Source organism: Streptomyces sp. NPDC048623 (genome assembly GCF_040650755.1).
In the GTDB taxonomy this organism is placed as follows: Bacteria; Actinomycetota; Actinomycetes; order Streptomycetales; family Streptomycetaceae; genus Streptomyces.
In genome coordinates, this window is record NZ_JBEZHV010000017.1 from 1 (window position 1) to 19,970 (window position 19,970).

At 73.5% G+C, this 19,970-nt stretch carries 15 protein-coding genes; 9 read left to right on the forward strand and 6 right to left on the reverse strand.

Annotation, left to right across the window (positions count from 1 at the left end; genetic code table 11):
• Window positions 1-258: 258 nt before the first annotated feature.
• From AB0C73_RS23400 to AB0C73_RS23410, 3 genes are read left to right on the forward strand one after another with little or no spacing between them, the layout of a single operon-like run.
• Entirely contained in the window at window positions 259-1,668 is a 1,410-nt protein-coding gene (locus AB0C73_RS23400; protein WP_362533334.1) for a discoidin domain-containing protein, read from the forward strand.
• A gap of 12 nt (window positions 1,669-1,680) precedes the next feature.
• Entirely contained in the window at window positions 1,681-3,015 is a 1,335-nt protein-coding gene (locus AB0C73_RS23405; RefSeq protein ID WP_362533336.1) for an MFS transporter, read from the forward strand.
• Window positions 3,012-3,983 carry a hypothetical protein gene (locus tag AB0C73_RS23410; protein WP_362533338.1) on the forward strand — a complete coding sequence of 324 codons (972 nt, stop codon included), beginning with the start codon at window positions 3,012-3,014 and terminating at the stop codon, window positions 3,981-3,983. Before AB0C73_RS23405 ends, AB0C73_RS23410 begins: the two co-directional genes overlap by 4 nt.
• Window positions 3,984-4,007: 24 nt before the next feature.
• Here AB0C73_RS23410 and AB0C73_RS23415 read toward each other — a convergent pair whose 3' ends face one another.
• Together AB0C73_RS23415 and AB0C73_RS23420 are read right to left on the reverse strand one after the other, a co-directional pair.
• On the reverse strand, window positions 4,008-5,270 hold the full coding sequence (locus AB0C73_RS23415; RefSeq protein WP_362533675.1) for an MFS transporter: 1,263 nt from the start codon (window positions 5,268-5,270) through the stop codon (window positions 4,008-4,010).
• A 106-nt stretch (window positions 5,271-5,376) separates the two neighbouring features.
• A complete protein-coding gene (locus tag AB0C73_RS23420) occupies window positions 5,377-5,958 on the reverse strand; it encodes a methylated-DNA--[protein]-cysteine S-methyltransferase (RefSeq protein WP_362533677.1) in 582 nt (193 codons plus the stop codon).
• A 177-nt stretch (window positions 5,959-6,135) separates the two neighbouring features.
• Between AB0C73_RS23420 and AB0C73_RS23425 the strand changes: the two genes are divergently transcribed.
• The 4 genes from AB0C73_RS23425 to AB0C73_RS23440 all read left to right on the forward strand — a co-directional run bounded on the left by AB0C73_RS23425 (window position 6,136) and on the right by AB0C73_RS23440 (window position 11,953).
• The gene (locus AB0C73_RS23425; protein WP_362533341.1) at window positions 6,136-7,044 is read left to right on the forward strand and encodes an MHYT domain-containing protein; all 909 of its coding nucleotides are present in this window, start codon (window positions 6,136-6,138) and stop codon (window positions 7,042-7,044) included.
• Window positions 7,045-7,112: 68 nt separating this feature from the next.
• The gene (gene uvrB, locus AB0C73_RS23430) at window positions 7,113-9,269 is read left to right on the forward strand and encodes an excinuclease ABC subunit UvrB (RefSeq protein ID WP_362533343.1); all 2,157 of its coding nucleotides are present in this window, start codon (window positions 7,113-7,115) and stop codon (window positions 9,267-9,269) included.
• 127 nt (window positions 9,270-9,396) lie between these two features.
• Window positions 9,397-9,975, forward strand: a complete 579-nt coding sequence (locus tag AB0C73_RS23435; RefSeq protein WP_362533345.1) for a TerD family protein — start codon at window positions 9,397-9,399, stop codon at window positions 9,973-9,975.
• Window positions 9,976-10,018: 43 nt separating this feature from the next.
• Window positions 10,019-11,953: a TerD family protein gene (locus AB0C73_RS23440; protein ID WP_362533347.1), complete on the forward strand. Its 1,935-nt coding sequence runs from the start codon at window positions 10,019-10,021 to the stop codon at window positions 11,951-11,953.
• A gap of 192 nt (window positions 11,954-12,145) precedes the next feature.
• Here AB0C73_RS23440 and AB0C73_RS23445 read toward each other — a convergent pair whose 3' ends face one another.
• From AB0C73_RS23445 to AB0C73_RS23455, 3 genes are all read right to left on the reverse strand, one after another.
• The gene (locus tag AB0C73_RS23445) at window positions 12,146-13,441 is read right to left on the reverse strand and encodes an MFS transporter (RefSeq protein WP_362533350.1); all 1,296 of its coding nucleotides are present in this window, start codon (window positions 13,439-13,441) and stop codon (window positions 12,146-12,148) included.
• 99 nt (window positions 13,442-13,540) lie between these two features.
• Window positions 13,541-14,197, reverse strand: coding sequence for an MBL fold metallo-hydrolase (locus AB0C73_RS23450; RefSeq protein WP_362533353.1), 657 nt, complete (start codon window positions 14,195-14,197; stop codon window positions 13,541-13,543).
• A 44-nt stretch (window positions 14,198-14,241) separates the two neighbouring features.
• Window positions 14,242-14,943: a maleylpyruvate isomerase family mycothiol-dependent enzyme gene (locus AB0C73_RS23455; protein WP_362533355.1), complete on the reverse strand. Its 702-nt coding sequence runs from the start codon at window positions 14,941-14,943 to the stop codon at window positions 14,242-14,244.
• A 213-nt stretch (window positions 14,944-15,156) separates the two neighbouring features.
• Here AB0C73_RS23455 and uvrA point away from each other — a divergent pair, with 213 nt between their 5' ends.
• Window positions 15,157-18,153, forward strand: a complete 2,997-nt coding sequence (gene uvrA / locus AB0C73_RS23460) for an excinuclease ABC subunit UvrA (RefSeq protein WP_362533358.1) — start codon at window positions 15,157-15,159, stop codon at window positions 18,151-18,153.
• Between the two features lie 225 nt (window positions 18,154-18,378).
• Here the strand turns inward: uvrA and AB0C73_RS23465 are convergent, their stop codons facing one another.
• Window positions 18,379-19,296 carry a carbohydrate kinase gene (locus tag AB0C73_RS23465; protein ID WP_362533360.1) on the reverse strand — a complete coding sequence of 306 codons (918 nt, stop codon included), beginning with the start codon at window positions 19,294-19,296 and terminating at the stop codon, window positions 18,379-18,381.
• Window positions 19,297-19,508: 212 nt separating this feature from the next.
• Here AB0C73_RS23465 and AB0C73_RS23470 point away from each other — a divergent pair, with 212 nt between their 5' ends.
• The gene (locus AB0C73_RS23470) at window positions 19,509-19,946 is read left to right on the forward strand and encodes a Rieske (2Fe-2S) protein (RefSeq protein WP_362533362.1); all 438 of its coding nucleotides are present in this window, start codon (window positions 19,509-19,511) and stop codon (window positions 19,944-19,946) included.
• Window positions 19,947-19,970: the final 24 nt, after the last annotated feature.

Below are 19,970 nucleotides of genomic sequence, written 5' to 3' on the forward strand. Positions count from 1 at the left end.
CCGGACGGGCGCGAGCGGCGCGAGCTGAAGTGGCCGTGGTCGAAGCCGTCACCGGGATCTGCTGCTCCGCTGTCCGCTAACCTCGCGGCGGCGGCTCGGCGCGGCGCCCCTCGGGCGTGACGCGCTCAGCGAGAGCTCTGACCCGGCCGCCGTGCACCGCGGCACGCCCGCGTGGCGCCCCTTCGCCACGCGGCCCCGACCGCGCTGTCCGCACCGCAGTCCAGCTCTCGCCACCCCCCAGGCAAGGGAGCCCCAGGTATGAGCCTGTACGCCTCCGCCCCACCTCGCCGCACCACCCCGTCCCCCGCCTTCCTCCTCGCCGTCGTCACCGCGGCCCTGTGCCTGATCGGCGGGCTGCTGCTCGCCGCCACCGGCCGCGCGGACGCCGCCGATCCGCTGCTGTCCCGCGGCAAGCCCGCGACCGCGTCCTCCGTCGAGGACACCGGATACGAACCCGCCAAGGCCTTCGACGGCGACCGGACCACCCGCTGGGCCAGCGCCGAGGGCTCCGACCCCCAGTGGCTCAGGGTCGACCTCGGCGCGCTCTCCACCGTCTCGCGTGTCCGGCTCGTCTGGGAGGCCGCCTACGCCAAGGCCTACCGCGTCGAGATCTCCGCCGACGGCACCACCTGGACCCGGCTCGCCACCGAGACCGCCGGTGACGGCGGCACCGACGACTGGACCGGACTGGCCGGAAAGGGCCGCTACCTGCGGATCTACGGCACCGCGCGCGGCACCTCGTACGGCTACTCGCTCTACGAGGCCGAGGCGTACGGCACCCCGGACGGCACCACTCCGCCGACCACTCCGCCCACGACCCCGCCGACCACTCCGCCCACGACGCCGCCCACCACCCCGCCCGGCAACGGCGCCTTCACCGTCGTCGCGGCCGGCGACATCGCCGCCCAGTGCACCGCCTCCAGCAGCTCCTGCGCCCACCCCAAGACCGCCGCGCAGGCCCGGCGGATCGACCCGGCGTTCTATCTGACGATGGGTGACAACCAGTACGACGACGCCCGGCTCTCCGACTACCGGAACTACTACGACAAGACCTGGGGCGTCTTCAAGGCGAAGACCCGCCCCGTGCCGGGCAACCACGAGACCTACGACCCGGCCGGCCCGCTCGCCGGCTACAAGGCGTACTTCGGCGCCCTCGCCTACCCGCAGGGCAAGCCGTACTACAGCTACGACCAGGGCAACTGGCACTTCGTCGCCCTTGACTCCAACTCCTTCGACGACCCCGCCCAGATCCAGTGGCTGAAGGACGACCTCGCCCGCAGCACCAAGGGCTGTGTCGCCGCCTACTTCCACCACCCGCTCTACTCCTCCGGCGGCCACGGCAACGACCCCGTCTCCAAGCCGGTCTGGCAGATCCTCTACGACGCCAGGGCGGACCTCGTCCTCAACGGCCACGACCACCACTACGAGCGCTTCGCGCCGCAGGACCCGAACGGCCGGGCCACCGCCGACGGCATCGTCGAGATCGTCGGCGGCATGGGCGGCGCCGAGCCGTACCCCATCGAGACCGTCCAGCCCAACAGCCAGAAGCGGATCAGCGGTCCGTACGGCGTCCTGAGGCTCGACTTCACCGACACCACCTACACCTGGCAGTACGTCGGCACCGACGGCCGGGTCAAGGACACCGGCCCGACCTACACCTGCCACTGACCGCCGACGCCCATGTATCTCGCGACCACCGGTCGCCGGGACGTGCCGCCCGCCCCCACCGGGGCGCGGCGGCGCGTCTCCGCCACCGTCCTCGCCCTCGGCACGGTCAGTCTGGTCACCGACGTCTCGTCCGAGATGGTCACCGCGGTCCTGCCCCTCTACCTGGTGCTCGGCCTCGGTCTCACCCCGCTCCAGTTCGGCTTCCTGGACGGGCTGTTCAACGGGGCCACCGCCCTCGTCCGGATGCTCGGCGGGCACCTCGCCGACCGCGGCGGGCGGCACAAACGGGTGGCCGGCCTCGGCTACGCGCTCTCCGCCTGCTCCCGGCTCGGGCTGCTCCTCGCGGGCGGCGCGACCGGGCTCATCGCCGCCGCGCTCGCCGCCGACCGGCTCGGCAAGGGCATCCGTACCGCGCCGCGCGACGCGCTCATCACCCTCGACAGCCCGCCCGACGCCCTCGGCCGCGCCTTCGGCGTGCACCGCGCCATGGACACCACCGGAGCCCTGCTCGGCCCGCTCGCCGCGTTCGCGCTCCTGTGGGCCACCGCGGACGCGTACGACGCCGTCTTCGTGGTCAGCTTCTGCACCGGGCTGCTCGGGGTGCTGCTGCTCGTGGTCCTCGTCCCCGGCGGCCCCCGTGCGGCCGTGCCTGCGCCCGGGCCCGCGCTTGCGGCCGTGCCTGCGCCTGTGTCCGGGCCTGCGCCCGCGATCGGGCCCGCGCCGGGTGTTCCACGCGGCCGGTCCGGCGGCGGTCGGGCGCTGTTGCGGCTGCCCGCCGTGCGCCGGGTCGCGCTCGCCGCCGCGCTGCTCGGCGCGGCCACCGTCGGCGACGCGTTCTTCTATCTCCTGCTGCAGCAGCGGACCGAACTCGCCGCCACCTGGTTCCCGTTCCTGCCGCTCGGCGCCTCGGCCGCGTATCTGCTGCTCGCCGTGCCCGCCGGACGGCTCGCCGACCGGTACGGCCGCCGGCGCCCCTTCCTGTACGGGCACGGGGCCCTGCTGCTCGCCCTCGGCCTGCTGCTCGCCCCGGTGCCGGGTCTCCTGCCGCTCGTGGCCGTCCCGGTGCTCCTCGGGGTCTTCTACGCGGCCACCGACGGGGTCCTGATGGCGCTCACCGGCCCGCTGCTGCCGCCGGCGCGCCGGGCGAGCGGACTCGCCCTCGTCCAGACCGCGCAGGCCCTCGCCAAGGTGGCCGCGGCCACCGGCTTCGGCGCCGCCTGGACCCTCTGGGGCCCGCGCCCCGCACTCCTCGTGGCGCTCGCCGCCCTCGCGGCGGCACTCCTCGGCGCGAGCCGCCTGCTGCCCCGGGAGCGGTCCGCCGCACCTCCCAGAAGGGACCTCTCATGAACCGGCGCCACCTGTGGGCCCTCGTGCTCGGCTTCCTGCTGCTCGCCGGCGGAGCCACCGCGTACACCGTGCGGGCCGCCGTCGGCCGCACCGACGACACCGCCGTGGCGGCCGACGCCGGGTTCGGGCTCGACGGCGCGCCGCCGGGCGCGCTCTGGTTCCGGGACAGCGCGACCGGGCGGGTGGCCCGGCAGGATCCGGCCGCGCCCGGCGGCCGGGTGGCCCTCGGGCCGCGCTGCGACCGCTTCCACGCCGCCGGGCCCACCGCGCTGTGCCTCCAGCGCCGCCCCGGGGTGCCGGCCCGCTCGTACGTCCTGGTCCTCGACCGGCGGCTGCGCGAGCGGCAGCGCATCAGCCTGCCCGGCATCCCCAACCGGGCCCGGGTGTCCGCCTCCGGCCAGGTGCTGGCCTGGACCACCTTCGCGACCGGCGACTCCTACAACACCTCCGCCTTCGCCACCCGCACCTCGATCCTCGACCTGCGCACCGGCTATCTGATCAAGAACATCGAGCAGATCCCGCTCACCCTCGACGGGCGCCGGTACCACGCCCCGGACGTCAACTACTGGGGCGTCAGCTTCGCCGCCGACGACAACCGCTTCTACGCGACCGTCGGCACCCGGGGCCGTACCCACCTCGTCGAGGGCGACCTCAAGACGTGGTCCGCCCGTGCGCTCAAGGAGAACGTCGAGTGCCCCTCGCTCTCCCCGGACGGCACCCGTGTCGCGTACAAGAAGAAAGTCTCCACCGACCCGCGCGCGCCCTGGCGGCTGCACGTGCTCGACCTGGCCACCCTGCGCGAGCACCCGCTCGCCGACCCGCGCTCGGTCGACGACCAGGCGGCCTGGACCGGCCCCGGCACGGTCGCGTACGCCTACGAGGGCGCCGTGTGGAGCGTGCCCGCCGACGGTACGGGCGCGCCGCGCCGGGTGGCGGCGGGCGCGAGCTCGCCGGTGGTGCCCCGGTGAGCCGTGAACAGGACGACGGCCGGGTCAGGCGGGGCGCAGCGACCCGCGCACCGCCAGGACGGTCATCGGGAGGAGCAGACAGGCGCCGACCAGGTTGAGCCAGCCGTATCCCGCCTGGGAGACGATCAGGCCGGCGGCGAGGCCGCCGAGGCCGGCCGAGGTGTTCATGATGAAGTCGGAGAGGCCCTGGACGGCCGCCCTGGCCGCCTGCGGCACGGAGTCGGTGAGCAGCGCCGAGCCGGACACCAGGCCGGCCGACCAGCCGAGACCGAGGACGAACAGGCCGAGCGCGGTCTGCCCGTGGCTGGGCCCGGCCGTGCCCGCGAGCAGTGCCGCCGTGGTGATCAGGGCCACCGCGAGGCCGATCACGGCGAGCCGGCCGAGCCGGTCGGACAGCCAGCCCATGACCGGCGAGAAGGCGTACATGCCGGCGATGTGACCGCTGATCACCAGGCCGATCAACCGGATGCTCGCGCCGTGGTGGCCGAGCGCGACCGGAGTCATCGACATGATCGACACCATGGCGGTGTGCGAACCGGCGACCGTCACCAGGGCGAGCCGGGCCCGGGAGGACGCCTTCACCGCGCGCAGCCCGGCCCTCAGGGAGCGCTCGTCGGCCGCCGAGGCCTCCTCGGGGCCGGCCAGCGCCCGCGCGGTGAGCAGCGGGTCGGGGCGCAGCAGCACCGCCACCATGGCGGCGGCCACGACGAAGACACCGGACGCCCACACGAAGGGACCGGCGGCGGTCGGGATGCCGAGACCGGAGACGCTCTCGCCGGCCGGGGCGGCGATGTTCGGGCCGAGGACGGCGCCGATGGTGGTCGCCCACACGACCGTGGAGATGGACCGGGCCCGCCGGTCCGGCTCGGCCAGGTCGGCGGCGGCGAACCGGGCGGCCAGATTGGCCGAGGAGCCCGCGCCGAAACCCACCAGACCGGCCAGGAGCAGCGGGAAGCTGCCGGCGGTGGCACCGAGCACGGCGACCGCCGCGCCGAACGCGCCGACCAGATACGCGAGGACGAGCCCGGCCCGCCGTCCGCGGCGGGCCATCAGCGAGGCGAGCGGCATCGCGAGCAGGGCGGGCCCGGCGACGGTGGCCGTCGAGGCGAGACCCGACAGCGCCTCCGTACCGCTGACCTCCTTGGCCAGGACGGCGGCGAGCGCGACCCCGATGGCGATGCCGAGGCCGCCGAGGATCTGGCTGGCGATGAGAACGGCCTGGATCCGGCGCCGTAGGGCGGGCAGCCGTGCGGCGGAGACGGGCGCGGGTATCCCCTTGGTCAGCAGGGCGTCAGGGGCGTCTGGGGCTCTGGTCACTTACGCAGTGTGCCAGCCGTCCCGCGGCCTGGGAACGCCCGGCCGCCCGCCGGCCCGGCCTGCGCGGCCTGCACGCTCAGAACAGCGGTTCCGGCAGGACCCCCTCCAGCGCCAGCAGCTTGCGCTTCGTCTCCAGGCCGCCGCCGAAGCCCCCGATGCCGCCGTCGCTCTCCACCACCCGGTGGCACGGCACCACCACCGGCAGGGGATTGGCGCCCATCGCCGCGCCGACCGCCTGGGCGGCGCCCGGCTGGCCCACGCGGCGGGCCAGGTCGCCGTACCCCACCACCGTCCCGAACGGGACGGAGTCGGTCAGTTCGCGCAGCACCTGGCGGTTGAATCCGGTCACCAGCGACCAGTCGAGCTTGACGTCGAAGCTCCGCAGACCCTCGCCGAAATATGCCGCGAGCTGCCGTATCGGCTCGGCGAGCCGGCCCGACGAGGACTCCACGAGCTCCGCGCCGAGTGCCCCGGCGAGCCGTTCCAGGGCCCGCTCCCGCACCCGTGCGTCCGCGTGGAAGACCACGCTCACCAGCCCCCGTTCCGTGGCGGCGAGGAGCAGCGGACCGATGGCACTGTTCACCACCGCCCACTCCACCCGCCCCAGCGGCGTACCCGTCCCCGGCCCTGTCTCCGGCCCCGTCCCCGCTCCCGGCATCTCCTGCTCCATGCCGCCCACCGTACGACCCGCCACCGACAGCCGGTCCGGCCATTTCCCCCGCCCCGTGGCCGGACGGCCACGCCTGGCGCCATAATCCGGTAGCACTACTCAGCGGTACCGACTGTTTTCGGACATGTTGCACCAGGGGTGCACAGGGGTGGAGGACGGACGCTCATGCAGGGGACGGTCGACGGATTCAGCTACGGCGCGGTCACACCGGTGGCGGCCTTCCTCATGGCCTGCCTCGGCGGCGCGCTGGGCCTCCGCTGCACCACCAGGTCGCTGCGGCACCGCGACACCTTCAAGGCCGGCTGGCTCGCCCTCGGCGCCACCTCCATCGGCACCGGCATCTGGACGATGCACTTCATCGCCATGATCGGCTTCTCGGTGCGGCAGGCCCCGATCAGCTACGACCGGCCCATCACCTTCGCCAGCCTCGGCGTCGCCATCCTCATGGTCGGCATCGGGATCTTCATCGTCGGCTACCGCGGCGCGACCACCCTGACCCTGGTCACCGGCGGCACCATCACCGGCCTCGGCGTCGCCACCATGCACTATCTGGGCATGGCCGGTATGCGGCTGCACGGCGACATCCAGTACGACACCCTCACCGTCGCCCTCTCCGTGATCATCGCCGTCGTGGCCGCCACCGCCGCCCTGTGGGCCGCCGTCTCCGTGCACGGCTTCCTCGCCAGCCTCGGCGCGAGCATCGTCATGGGGCTCGCCGTCAGTGGCATGCACTACACCGCGATGGCGGCCGTCGACGTGCGGCTGCACGGCACCCCCGCCGCCGACGGCGGCGACAGCGCCACCTCGCTCCTGCTGCCCCTGCTGATCGGCCCCGGTGTCTTCCTGCTGCTCGCCGCCGTCGTGGTCATGTTCGACCCGCTGCTCGTGATGGGCGAGCCCGACTGGCAGCAGCCCCGCGGCCGTGCCGCCTTCCGCCACGGCGCCCCCGGCGTGCCCGCCCCGCGCCGCGCGCCGGCCTACGGCGAGCCCGCGAACTGGTCCTCCGCCCGCCCCGCCGCCCGCACCGGCCGCCGTGCCGCGCACCGCGGCACGTACCGCTCGCAGGACTGGTAGCCGCACCGGCCCGCCCGCCGCGGGCCGATCGCACCCCGGCTGTCAGTGCCGGGTCGTACGGTGGTGGCATGCGGCCCGTTTCCAAGATCGAACGTACGGTGGCGCCCTTCGAGGTCGTCAGCCCCTACCAGCCCAGCGGCGACCAGCCGGCGGCCATCGCCGAGCTCGATCGGCGCATCCGCGCCGGCGAGAAGGACGTCGTGCTGCTCGGCGCCACCGGCACCGGCAAGTCGGCGACCACCGCCTGGATGATCGAGAAGCTTCAGCGCCCCACCCTGGTGATGGCGCCGAACAAGACCCTGGCCGCCCAGCTGGCGAACGAGTTCCGTGAGCTCCTGCCGAACAACGCGGTGGAGTACTTCGTCTCGTACTACGACTACTACCAGCCCGAGGCGTACGTACCGCAGTCGGACACCTACATCGAGAAGGACTCCTCCATCAACGAGGAGGTCGAGCGGCTGCGCCACTCCGCCACCAACTCGCTGCTCACCCGGCGCGACGTGATCGTGGTCGCCTCCGTCTCCTGCATCTACGGCCTCGGCACCCCGCAGGAGTACGTGGACCGGATGGTCGCCCTCAAGGTGGGCGACGAGATCGACCGCGACCAGCTCCTGCGCCGTTTCGTCGACATCCAGTACACGCGCAACGACGTGGCGTTCGCCCGCGGCACCTTCCGGGTCCGCGGCGACACCATCGAGATCTTCCCGGTGTACGAGGAGCTCGCCGTCCGCATCGAGATGTTCGGCGACGAGATCGAGGCGCTCTCCACCCTCCACCCGCTCACCGGCGAGGTCATCAGCGACGACACCCAGCTGTACGTCTTCCCCGCCAGCCACTACGTCGCGGGCCCCGAGCGCATGGAGCGCGCGGTCAACGACATCGAGACCGAGCTGGAGCAGCGCCTCAAGGAGCTGGAGAAGCAGGGCAAGCTCCTGGAGGCCCAGCGGCTGCGCATGCGCACCACCTACGACATCGAGATGATGCGCCAGATCGGCTCCTGCTCCGGCATCGAGAACTACTCCATGCACTTCGACGGGCGCCTGCCCGGCTCCCCGCCCAACACCCTCCTCGACTACTTCCCCGAGGACTTCCTGCTCGTCATCGACGAGTCGCACGTCACCGTGCCGCAGATCGGCGCCATGTACGAGGGCGACGCCTCCCGCAAGCGCACGCTCGTCGACCACGGCTTCCGGCTCCCCTCCGCGCTCGACAACCGCCCGCTGAAGTGGGAGGAGTTCCAGGAGCGGATCGGCCAGACCGTCTATCTGTCGGCCACCCCCGGGACGTACGAGCTGTCCCGCTCCGACGGCTTCGTCGAGCAGATCATCCGCCCCACCGGCCTCGTCGACCCCGAGGTCGTCGTCAAGCCCACCGAGGGCCAGATCGACGACCTGGTGCACGAGATCAGGCTGCGCACCGAGCGCGACGAGCGCGTGCTCGTCACCACCCTCACCAAGAAGATGGCCGAGGACCTCACGGACTACTTCCTGGAGCTGGGCATCCAGGTGCGCTATCTGCACAGCGACGTCGACACCCTGCGCCGTATCGAGCTGCTGCGCGAACTGCGCTCCGGCGAGTACGACGTCCTGGTCGGCATCAACCTGCTGCGCGAGGGCCTCGACCTGCCCGAGGTGTCCCTGGTCGCCATCCTCGACGCCGACAAGCAGGGCTTCCTGCGCTCCGGCACCTCGCTCATCCAGACCATCGGCCGCGCCGCCCGAAACGTCTCCGGCCAGGTCCACATGTACGCCGACACCATCACCCCGGCGATGGCGCAGGCCATCGACGAGACGAACCGGCGCCGCGAGAAGCAGGTCGCCTACAACAAGGCCAACGGGATCGACCCGCAGCCGCTCCGTAAGAAGATCAACGACATCGTCGCGACCATCGCGCGCGAGGAGATCGACACCGAGGAACTGCTCGGCACCGGTTACCGCAAGGCGGGCAAGGACGGCAAGGGCGCCAAGTCCCCGGTTCCCTCGCTCGCCGCCCACGCACCCAAGGCCAGGGCCGGCAAGGCCGGGGCAGGGGCCGGGAAGTCCGGTGCGACCCTGGAGCTCGGCGACCGGCCCGCGGCCGAACTGGCCGGGATCATCGAGGAGATGACCGACCGCATGAGGGCGGCCGCCGCCGAGCTGCAGTTCGAGGTCGCCGCCCGGCTCCGCGACGAGGTGTCCGAACTCAAGAAGGAGCTGCGCCAGATGAAGGAGGCCGGACTGGCCTGACGGCCCGGCCGCCCGCCCCGCGGACCGGCCCGGTGTGTTGCAAGACCGACACAAAACCGGGCCGGTCCGGGCATGGTGTCAGTGCCCCTGCGTAGGGTGCTGACCACACCGATGAGAGGGGCAGCGCGTGACGGTCAACATGACCAAGGGGCAGGCCATCAGCCTGGAGAAGAAGGACGGGGGCAGCCTCACGTCCGTGCGGATGGGTCTCGGCTGGCAGGCGGCACCCCGCCGCGGCCTGTTCGGCTCGCGCACGCGCGAGATCGACCTGGACGCCTCCGCCGTCCTCTTCGCCGACAAGCAGCCGGTCGACGTGGTCTTCTTCCGCCACCTGGTCAGCGACGACGGCTCGGTCCGCCACACCGGTGACAACCTGGTCGGCGGCGTGGGCCAGGGCGGCGACGACGAGGCGATCCTGGTGGACCTCCAGCGGGTCCCCGTCCACATCGACCAGATCGTGTTCACGGTGAACTCCTTCACCGGCCAGACCTTCCAGGAGGTGCAGAACGCGTTCTGCCGCCTCGTGGACGAGACCAACGGCCAGGAGCTCGCCCGCTACACGCTCGACGGCGGCGGCCAGTACACCGCCCAGATCATGGCCAAGGTGCACCGGAACGGCTCCGGCTGGCAGATGACCGCCCTGGGCAACCCGGCCAACGGCCGCACCTTCCAGGACCTGATGCCCAGCATCTTCCCGGTCCTGTAACCCGGCGCCGCCGCGCCCACGTTCGTACGGAGAGACGGAGCAGATGACCGCCGAGCTGGTCCGGGGGCAGAACCACCCCCTGCCCCACACCCGCCTGGAGATCCGGGTCTCGGCCGGTCATCCGGTCCTCGCCGCGGCCACCCTGGGCGACGAGGAGGGCCGCATCGCCGGCCCCGAGGCCGTCGCCCACCCGGGGGCCGCCGAGCTGCCCGGGATCGAGGTGCCCCGGCAGGCCGCCGCCCGGCACCGGCTCGCCGTCGACCTGGAGGCCGTACGGGACACCGTCCACCGGGTCTCCGTGCTGCTCGCCCTGCCCGTCGGCACCGGCGGCCCCACCCGCTTCGGCGCCTCGGCCGCCCCCGTCGTCACCGTCACCGCACCCGACGGCACCGGCATCGCCGACTACACGATCACCGGACTCGACCGCGAGTCCGCCGTGGTCGCCCTGGAGCTCTACCGCCGCCAGGGCAGCTGGAAGGTCCGCGCCGTCGGCCAGGGGTACGAGGGCGGGCTCGCCGCCCTCCTCGCCGACCAGGGCCTCGACCGCGCCCCCGAACTCGCCGGCACCGTCCTGGACGCCGTGGCCCAGGGCCTGGCCCGAGCCGTGCCCGCCCCGGCCCCGCGCGCCGAGGACGCCGGCCGGGTCCCCGAGGACGAGCGCGCCCAGCAGACCGCCCAGACCCGGCCCACGGTCCCGGTCCACCTCCCGGTCACACCGCCGCCGCCCCCGGCCGCGCCCGCCTCCGGCGGACCCATCGACTACACCCACCCCGGGCGCCGCCCGGCCGCCGCCGCGGCCCCCGGCCCCGCGCCGCAGCCGGACGCCCCCACCGCCTTCCCGACCCCGGTCGCCGGGGACGCCACCGGCTGGACCATGGACGAGCGGCTCTACAACCAGGTGTGGGGCATGTTCGAGGACCTGGCCCGCGCCACCGCCGCGTACCGCAGCGCCTGCAACTTCGCCGAGTCCCGCCTCGACCAGGAGATCGACCGGGTCCTCGCCGACCCGCGCAGCCGGATCGGCGGCGCCGGCGACGCCGCCCGGGCCGCCGCCAAGGCCAAGCACGACGAGCTGACCGCCCGCGCCCAGGAGGTCCTGGACCGCGACCTCGGGCAGCTCACCGCCGAGTCCGAGGTGGTCGAGCCCGCCCTGCCGGCCGCCTACGCCCGCTGGGACAACCCGGTCTGGCAGACCTACCGGGTCCCCATGGAGCCGCCCATGGCCGTCCGCCTCGGCGACCTCCACCTCCCCGAGCGCACCGGCCTGCGCATCCCGTTCCTGGCCCGCCTCCCGCTCGCCCGCGGCATCTGGGTCGACAGCGGGCGCGGCCACTCCGAGGCGACGAGCCTGCTGGACGCGGCCGAACTGCGCCGCCTCGCCCTGGACTGCGCCGTCACGCACGCCGTGCGGCTGCTCGCCGTGCATCCGGCGGGCAGCTTCCGGATCCGCGTGATCGACGCGGCGGGCGCCGGCGCGAGCGCCTTCGCCCCGCTCGTCGAGGCGGGCGTGCTCGCCGGCCCGCCGGCCGCCGGCGCCGCCGGGGTCACCACCGTCCTCAAGCAGCTCACCGAACGCGTCGACCTGCTCCAGATGGCGGCCCGCGCCGGCGCCGGGGCCACCGAGGACCTGCCGCCCGGTGTCGACACCGCCGAGGAACTGCTGATCGTCCACGACTTCCCGCACGGCTTCGACGACCGCGCGGTCAACCAGCTGCGCTACCTGGCCGACGAGGGCCCCGCGGTCGGCACCCATCTGCTGCTCGTCGCGGACCGGGCCGAGGCGGCGGCGTACGGACCGGTGCTCGACCCGCTGTGGCGCTCCCTGATGCGGCTGACCCCGGTGCCCGACGACCACCTCGCCGACCCGTGGGTCGGCCACGCCTGGACGTACGAGCCGCCCGCCTTCCCGGCGGGCAGCGGGATACTGCGCCAGGTGCTCGCCCAGCTCGCCGACTCCCGGCGGCAGTGGGGCCCCTGACCCGTACGGAGGCGGCCGGGGCGCCGCCGGCGGCCTCGGGGCCTGTCCGGCGGCGGATCATGGCCGGGTCCGTGCCCCCAGCACAGCACTTCCCCCGGGCCCTGGGCCCTGCGGGCCCCATGCTGGCGGGCCTGGGGAGGCCCCAGGCACCGGACGCCGCGGCCCGTCCGACCCCGATCCGCCGGACCGACCCTAGACCGGGGCGCGCTCCGGTTCCGGTTCCCGTACCGCCGCCCGGGCCGGCAGGGTCTCCGGCAGCAGCGCGAAGCAGCCCAGGCTCACCAGGGCCACCACCGTCAGATACGCGGCCACGCCCCACGGCGGGCCCGAGCCGCCGCCGTCCGAGACGGCCGTCGCCACGATCGGGGTCAGCGCGCCGCCGAGGACGCCCGCCAGGTTGTAGCCGACGGCCGCGCCGGTGCAGCGCACCCGGGGCTCGTACAGCTCGGGGAGGTACGCGGCGACCACCGCGAACATCGTGACGAAGGCGAGCAGCGAGCCCAGGAAGCCGAGGAACATCAGCAGCGGGCGCGCGGTGTGCAGCAGCGCGATCATCGGGAACATCCACAGCGCCGAGGCCGCGCAGCCCGCCAGGCACAGCGTCCGGCGCCCGTAGCGGTCGCCGAGCAGCGCGAAGCACGGGGTCAGCGCCCCCTTGACCGCCACCGCCGCCATCACGCAGGTCAGCATCACCGTGCTCGGCACCCCGAGCCGCTCGGTGCCGTACGCCAGGGCCCAGGTGGACACCGTGTAGAAGACGGCGTAGCCGACGGCCAGCGCGCCCGCCGTGAGCAGCACCAGGCGCCAGTGGCCGCGTACCACCTCGGTGAGCGGGGCACCGGCCTGCCTGCCCTCGGCGGCCAGCGCCTCGAACTGCGGGGTCTCCGCGAGCGAGGAGCGCAGCGCGAGGCCCGCGGCGGCGAGCAGCCCCGCCGCCCAGAACGGCACCCGCCAGCCCCAGGAGCGGAAGTCCGCGTCGCCGAGCCCGGCGGTCAGCGCCAGCATCACCCCGTTGGCGAGCAGGAAGCCGACGGCCGGCCCGATCTGCGGAAAGCTCGCCCACAGCGCCCGCCGCCCCTCCGGCGCGTGCTCGGCGGTCAGGAGCACCGCCCCGCCCCACTCGCCGCCCAGGCCGAGGCCCTGGAGGAAGCGCAGGACGAGCAGCAGGACGGGTGCGGCGGCGCCGATGCTCCCGTACGTGGGGACGCAGCCGACCGCGACCGTGGCGCAGCCGGTCAGGAGCAGTGAGGCGAACAGGACCGGGCGGCGCCCGTAACGGTCGCCGACATGTCCGAAGACGACCGAGCCGAGCGGCCGGGAGAGGAAGCCGACGGCGAAGGTGCCGAAGGCGGCCAGGGTGCCGGCGACGGGGGAGAAGGCCGGGAAGAAGAGCGGTCCCAGGACCAGCGCGGCGGCCGTCCCGTAGACGAAGAAGTCGAAGAACTCGATGGCGGTGCCGACGAGCGAGGCGGCGGCGAGCCGGCCCATGGACGGAGGGTGACTGCGGTGCTGGTGCATGTCGCGCCAACTACCCGCCCGCCGTCCGGGTCACGGGGGCGCTCGGGTCACGGCCGGGGGCTCACCGGCTCACCAGCCGCGCTCGCGCCACTCGGCGAGGTGCGGGCGCTCGTCACCGAGGGTGGTGTCGCGGCCGTGGCCCGGGTAGACCCAGGTCTCGTCCGGGAGCACGTCGAAGAGCTTGGTCTCCACGTCGTGGAGCAGGCTCGCGAAGGCCTCGGGGTCCTTCCAGGTGTTTCCGACGCCACCGGGGAAGAGACAGTCGCCGGTGAAGACGTGCGGGTGACCGTGCGGGTCGTCGTAGATCAGGGCGATCGAGCCGGGGGTGTGGCCGACGAGCCGGCGGGCGGTGAGCTCGACCCGGCCGACGGTGATCGTGTCGCCGTCCTCCACCAGCTCGTCCGTGCCGACGGGGATGCCCTCGGCGTCGTACGCGCCCGCGTACGTACGGGCGCCGGTGGCCGCGACGACCTCGGCGAGGGCGCCCCAGTGGTCGCCGTGCCGGTGGGTGGTGACGACGGCGGCGATGCCGTCGTCACCGATCAGCGTGAGCAGGGTGCCGGCCTCGGCGGCCGCGTCGATGAGCAGCTGCTCGCCGGTGGTCCGGCAGCGCAGCAGATACGCGTTGTTGTCCATCGGCCCGACCGCGACCTTCGAGACCATGAGGTCGGTCAGTTCGTGCACATCGGCGGGCCCGCCGACCTTCACCGCTCCGCTGTACGTCATGGCCTCAGCTTAGAACCGCCGGACGGCCTTGGGCCTGTCCGGCCCTACAGCGCGGGGAGGTCCGGGACCGCCGGGCCCGCGAGGACGGCGAGGTGGGCGCCCTTGTCGCCGCGGCCGGACAGCCAGCCGAGGAGCTCGGCGGCGGTGCCGGCGAGGACGACGGGCTCGCCCTCGGTGCCGCCGGTGCGCCAGGACGCGGCGTCCTCGTCGTGGCCGAGGCGCAGGGTGACCGGCGGGACGTCCGGACGGCCGCTCCAGCGGTCGGCGAGGAAGTCGATCTCGCGGGAGACGAACTCCTCCGGCAGGTCCTCCAGCTCGTAGCCCGCGCCCAGGTCGACGTGGTGCAGGGCCACCTCCACCCAGCGGCGGAAGGGGACACGGGCGGCGCTGTCGGTGACGCCGTTGCGGAGCTCGACGGTGCGGCTCCAGTCGGCGGGCTCCTCGCCGAGCGCCTGGAAGCGGTCGGCGGTGGCGCGCAGGTCGGTGAGCTGGGCGTCGAGCGGGCGGGGGGCGTCGCGCTCGATGTCGGCCTCGCGGGTCTCGGCGTCCTTGTACATCGGCATGCCCCGGAGGACGTTCACCAGGGCGTCGGCGTTGCGGGAGAGATGGGCCAGGACATGGCCGCGGGTCCAGCCCGGCAGCCGTGACGGCTTGGCGAGCTCCGCGTTGTCCCAGGAGGAGACCGCTTCGATGAGCCGGTCGGTCGCCTCGCGCACGGAGGCGAGGTCACGCACATGGTCGATCATGGCGCCGACCCTAGGCCGTTCCGGGTGGGTCCGGCCAGGCCCCCGGGCCCGCGACCTGGGACGACGTCCCGGCGCCGCCACTCGTTCGGGTGAAGCGGTCGGCGAAGGTCCGAAAATCGAATGCGCGTGCTATAAGCTCGGCGGAAGCATCCGGCATCCTTGGTTGTTGGGTGTTCAGGCACATCCGCTCTCTCAAGAAAGGTGCGGACCGGCGTGGCCGACCGTCTCATCGTCCGTGGCGCTCGCGAGCACAACCTCAAGAACGTCTCGCTCGACCTCCCGCGTGACTCGCTCATCGTCTTCACCGGGCTCTCCGGGTCGGGCAAGTCCTCCCTCGCGTTCGACACGATCTTCGCCGAGGGGCAGCGCCGGTACGTCGAGTCGCTCTCCTCCTACGCCCGGCAGTTCCTCGGCCAGATGGACAAGCCGGACGTCGACTTCATCGAGGGTCTGTCGCCCGCGGTCTCCATCGACCAGAAGTCGACCTCGCGCAACCCGCGCTCGACGGTCGGCACCATCACGGAGGTCTACGACTACCTCCGGCTGCTCTTCGCCCGCATCGGCAAGCCGCACTGTCCCGAGTGCCGCCGGCCGATCTCCCGCCAGTCGCCGCAGGCCATCGTCGACAAGGTCCTGGAGCTGCCCGAGGGCAGTCGCTTCCAGGTGCTCTCGCCGCTCGTGCGCGAGCGCAAGGGCGAGTTCGTCGACCTCTTCGCCGACCTCCAGACCAAGGGCTACAGCCGCGCCCGGGTCGACGGGCAGACGATCCAGCTCAGCGAGCCGCCGACGCTCAAGAAGCAGGAGAAGCACACCATCGAGGTGGTCGTCGACCGCCTCACCGTGAAGGACAGCGCCAAGCGCCGGCTCACCGACTCCGTCGAGACCGCCCTCGGGCTCTCCGGCGGCATGGTCGTGCTCGACTTCGTCGACCTCGCCGAGGACGACCCCGAGCGCGAGCGGATGTACTCGGAGCACCTCTACTGCCCGTACGACGACCTGTCCTTCGAGGAGCTGGAGCCGCGCTCCTTCTCCTTCAACTCGCCCTTCGGCGCCTGCCCGGACTGCACCGGCATCGGCACCCGCATGGAGGTCGACCCCGAGCTGGTCGTCCCCGACGAGGAGAAGTCGCTCGACGAGGGCGCGATCCACCCCTGGTCGCACGGCCACACCAAGGAGTACTTCGGCCGGCTCATCGGCGGACTCTCCCAGGCCCTCGGCTTCCGTACGGACATCCCGTACGCGGGGCTGCCGCAGCGCGCCAAGAAGGCGCTGATGCACGGCCACAAGACCCAGGTCGAGGTCCGCTACCGCAACCGGTACGGGCGCGAGCGCTCCTACACCACGCCCGCCTTCGAGGGCGCCGTCTCCTTCGTGAAGCGGCGGCACAGCGAGGCCGAGAGCGACTCCAGCCGCGAGCGCTTCGAGGGCTACATGCGCGAGGTGCCCTGCCCCACCTGCGAGGGCACCCGCCTCAAGCCGATCGTGCTCGCGGTCACCGTGATGGAGAAGTCCATCGCCGAGGTCTCCGCGATGTCGATCAGTGACTGCGCCGAGTTCCTCGGCCGGCTCACGCTCAACGCGCGCGACAAGAAGATCGCCGAGCGGGTCCTCAAGGAGGTCAACGAGCGGCTGCGCTTCCTCGTCGACGTCGGCCTCGACTACCTCTCGCTCAACCGCGCGGCCGGCACCCTCTCCGGCGGCGAGGCCCAGCGCATCCGGCTCGCCACCCAGATCGGCTCCGGCCTGGTCGGCGTGCTCTACGTGCTCGACGAGCCGTCCATCGGCCTGCACCAGCGCGACAACCACCGGCTCATCGAGACCCTGGTGCGGCTGCGCGACATGGGCAACACGCTGATCGTCGTCGAGCACGACGAGGACACCATCAAGGTCGCCGACTGGGTCGTGGACATCGGCCCCGGCGCCGGCGAGCACGGCGGCAAGGTCGTCCACTCCGGATCCCTGAAGGAGCTGCTCACCAACGAGGAGTCGATCACCGGGCAGTATCTGTCCGGCCGCCGGGCGATCGTCACGCCGGACATCCGCCGCCCCGTGGACCCCACGCGCCGCCTCACCGTGCACGGCGCCCGCGAGAACAACCTGCGGGACATCGACGTCTCCTTCCCGCTGGGCGTCCTCACCGCCGTCACCGGTGTCTCCGGCTCCGGAAAGTCGACGCTGGTCAACGACATCCTCTACACCCACCTGGCGCGCGAGCTGAACGGTGCGAAGTCGGTGCCCGGGCGGCACACGCGCGTGGACGGCGACGACCTCGTCGACAAGGTCGTGCACGTCGACCAGTCGCCCATCGGCCGCACCCCGCGCTCGAACCCGGCGACGTACACCGGTGTCTTCGACCATGTCCGCAAGCTCTTCGCGGAGACCATGGAGGCGAAGGTCCGCGGCTATCTGCCCGGCCGCTTCTCCTTCAACGTCAAGGGCGGCCGCTGCGAGAACTGCTCCGGCGACGGCACCATCAAGATCGAGATGAACTTCCTCCCGGACGTCTACGTCCCGTGCGAGGTCTGCCACGGCGACCGGTACAACCGGGAGACCCTGGAGGTCCACTACAAGGGCAAGTCCATCGCCGAGGTCCTGAACATGCCGATCGAGGAGGCCCTGGACTTCTTCGAGGCCGTCCCGACCATCTCCCGCCATCTGCGCACCCTCACCGAGGTCGGCCTGGGCTACGTCCGCCTCGGCCAGTCCGCGCCGACGCTCTCCGGCGGCGAGGCCCAGCGCGTCAAGCTCGCCTCCGAGCTCCAGAAGCGCTCCACGGGCCGTACGGTCTACGTCCTGGACGAGCCGACCACCGGCCTCCACTTCGAGGACATCTCGAAGCTGATCAAGGTGCTCTCCGGCCTGGTCGACAAGGGCAACTCGGTGATCGTCATCGAGCACAACCTGGATGTCATCAAGACCGCGGACTGGCTCATCGACATGGGCCCCGAGGGCGGCAGCGGCGGCGGACTCGTCATCGCCGAGGGCACGCCCGAGGAGGTCGCCTCGGTGCCGGCCAGCCACACCGGCAAGTTCCTCCGAGAGATCCTCGACGTGGACCGGATCAGCGACGCCGCGGCCACCGTCCCGGCCGCCCGCGGTGCCAAGAAGGCCCCGGCGAAGAAGACGGCGGCAGCCGCCAAGAAGACGGCCGCGCCGGCGAAGAAGACCGCCGCCAAGAAGACGGCCACCACCCGGACCCGCAAGGCCTGACGGCCACCGGCACCGGCCCGAGGGGGCGCCCACCGAGAGGGGGGCGTCCCCTCGGGCGTGTCCAGCGGATCATGGCCGAGTCCGCGAGCCCTGGCACGGCACTCCCCAGGGGCCTGCGGGCCCGGGGACCCCGCGCTGCGTCCCCTCGACCCTGGCGGGCCTGGGGAGGCCCCATGCACCAGACGCCGCCCCCTGTCCGACTCTGGTCCGCCGGGCACGGCCTGGCTAGGCCGTGCCCGGGGCCCGGGTCCGGGCGTCGGGGATCTCGTGCCTGTACGGCGGCTCCGCGCCCGCTCGGGTGCAGGTGACCGCTGCCGCGTGGGCCGCGAACGACAGCAGCTCCCGCCAGTCCTCCGGGGTCAGGGCGGCCGGGGTACGGTCGGCGAGGCCGTGCAGCAGGGCCGCGTTCACCGTGTCGCCCGCGCCGATCGTGTCCACCACCGGCACCCGCACGCCGGGGACGGACACCTCGTACCCCTGCGTGAACACCGTCAGACCGGCGGTGCCCCGGGTCAGCACCACCGCGTCGGGCCCGGCGGCCAGCCACTCCGCCGGGGAGCCGCCGAGCCACGCCGCGTCCTCCTCCGAGAGCTTCAGCAGCGACACGTCCGGCAGCCAGCCGACGAACCGCGCCCGGTAGGCGTCCGCGTCCGGGATCAGCCCCGGCCGCACGTTCGGGTCGAGCAGCGTCAGCGCGCCCTTCCGCGCCGAGCGCCGCAGCAGCGCCTCGTACGCGCTCGCGCCCGGCTCCAGGGCGAGCGAGCAGGTCCCGAAGGCCACCGCCCGTACCCCCTCCGGCAGCCGCTCGGGCAGCGCGAAGAGGCGGTCCGCCGTGCCTTCCACGTAGAAGCCGTAGCGCGCCGAGCCGTCCGGCCCCACCGTGGCCACCGCCAGGGTGGTCGGCTCCGGCCCGCGCTGCACGAGCTCCGTCGCCACCCCCGCCGCCCGCAGCCGCGCCACCAGCGCCTCGCCGAAGGCGTCCGTCGAGACCCGCGAGCAGAAGGCCACGTCCGCGCCGATCCGCCCGAGGGCGACGGCGGTGTTGTACGGGCCGCCGCCCGGCCGGGGCTGCAGCGGGGCCAGGGGGCCCGGCGCCCCGTCGGGGACCAGGTCGATCAGGGACTCTCCGGCGACGACGATCACGCACCGGAACGTAACCCATCACCGGCACGGGCCGACAGCCGTCGCCCGCGACCGGCCCGCCGATCCGGCCGCAGGACGGGCCGCCACCCCGCCCGCCATCGCGCCCGCCGACCCGCCCGTCGGCGTCCGCGAAGGCGCCGGTATCGTCGGTTCGGTCCCTTTCGGGGACCTCCTTGTCCCTGCCGGGACCGAACCGACACCGTGGAGCGCTCATGTCCGGCCAGACCACCCGCCGCACCGTTCTCAAAGGCGCCGCCCTCGCCGGGGCCGCCGGGCTGGGTGTCGCCGCCTGCTCCACCGAATCCAACCTCGGCCACGCCGTGACCCCCACGCCGACCGCCCCGGTCGCCCTCGGCGCGCCCGAGGAGATCCCCGTCGGCGGCGCCAAGCTCTACCGCGAGCAGCGGCTCGTCGTGCACTGCCCGGCCAAGGGCGAGTACAAGGCGTTCAGCGCCCAGTGCACCCACGCCGGCTGCGTCCTCGACAAGGTCGAGGACAACGAGGGCAACTGCCCCTGCCACGGCAGCCGCTTCGACGTCACCACCGGCCAGGCCCTCCAGGGCCCGGCGACCGTGCCGCTCCCCGCGGTCCCGGTCCGCGTCGAGAACGGCAAGCTGATCGCCGGCCCGAAGACCGCCTCCAAGGCCTAGGGCCCGTCCGGCGGACGCCGGACC

What these genes read in the sequence shown, in the direction of transcription:
- AB0C73_RS23400 (WP_362533334.1), top strand. Translation starts at nt 259, where the DNA reads ATGAGCCTGTACGCCTCCGCCCCACCTCGCCGCACCACCCCGTCCCCC.
- AB0C73_RS23405 (WP_362533336.1), top strand. Translation starts at nt 1,681, where the DNA reads ATGTATCTCGCGACCACCGGTCGCCGGGACGTGCCGCCCGCCCCCACC.
- AB0C73_RS23410 (WP_362533338.1), top strand. Translation starts at nt 3,012, where the DNA reads ATGAACCGGCGCCACCTGTGGGCCCTCGTGCTCGGCTTCCTGCTGCTC.
- AB0C73_RS23420 (WP_362533677.1), bottom strand. Translation starts at nt 5,958, where the DNA reads ATGCCGGGAGCGGGGACGGGGCCGGAGACAGGGCCGGGGACGGGTACG.
- AB0C73_RS23425 (WP_362533341.1), top strand. Translation starts at nt 6,136, where the DNA reads ATGCAGGGGACGGTCGACGGATTCAGCTACGGCGCGGTCACACCGGTG.
- uvrB (WP_362533343.1), top strand. Translation starts at nt 7,113, where the DNA reads ATGCGGCCCGTTTCCAAGATCGAACGTACGGTGGCGCCCTTCGAGGTC.
- AB0C73_RS23440 (WP_362533347.1), top strand. Translation starts at nt 10,019, where the DNA reads ATGACCGCCGAGCTGGTCCGGGGGCAGAACCACCCCCTGCCCCACACC.
- AB0C73_RS23445 (WP_362533350.1), bottom strand. Translation starts at nt 13,441, where the DNA reads ATGGGCCGGCTCGCCGCCGCCTCGCTCGTCGGCACCGCCATCGAGTTC.
- AB0C73_RS23450 (WP_362533353.1), bottom strand. Translation starts at nt 14,197, where the DNA reads ATGACGTACAGCGGAGCGGTGAAGGTCGGCGGGCCCGCCGATGTGCAC.
- AB0C73_RS23455 (WP_362533355.1), bottom strand. Translation starts at nt 14,943, where the DNA reads ATGATCGACCATGTGCGTGACCTCGCCTCCGTGCGCGAGGCGACCGAC.
- AB0C73_RS23470 (WP_362533362.1), top strand. Translation starts at nt 19,509, where the DNA reads ATGTCCGGCCAGACCACCCGCCGCACCGTTCTCAAAGGCGCCGCCCTC.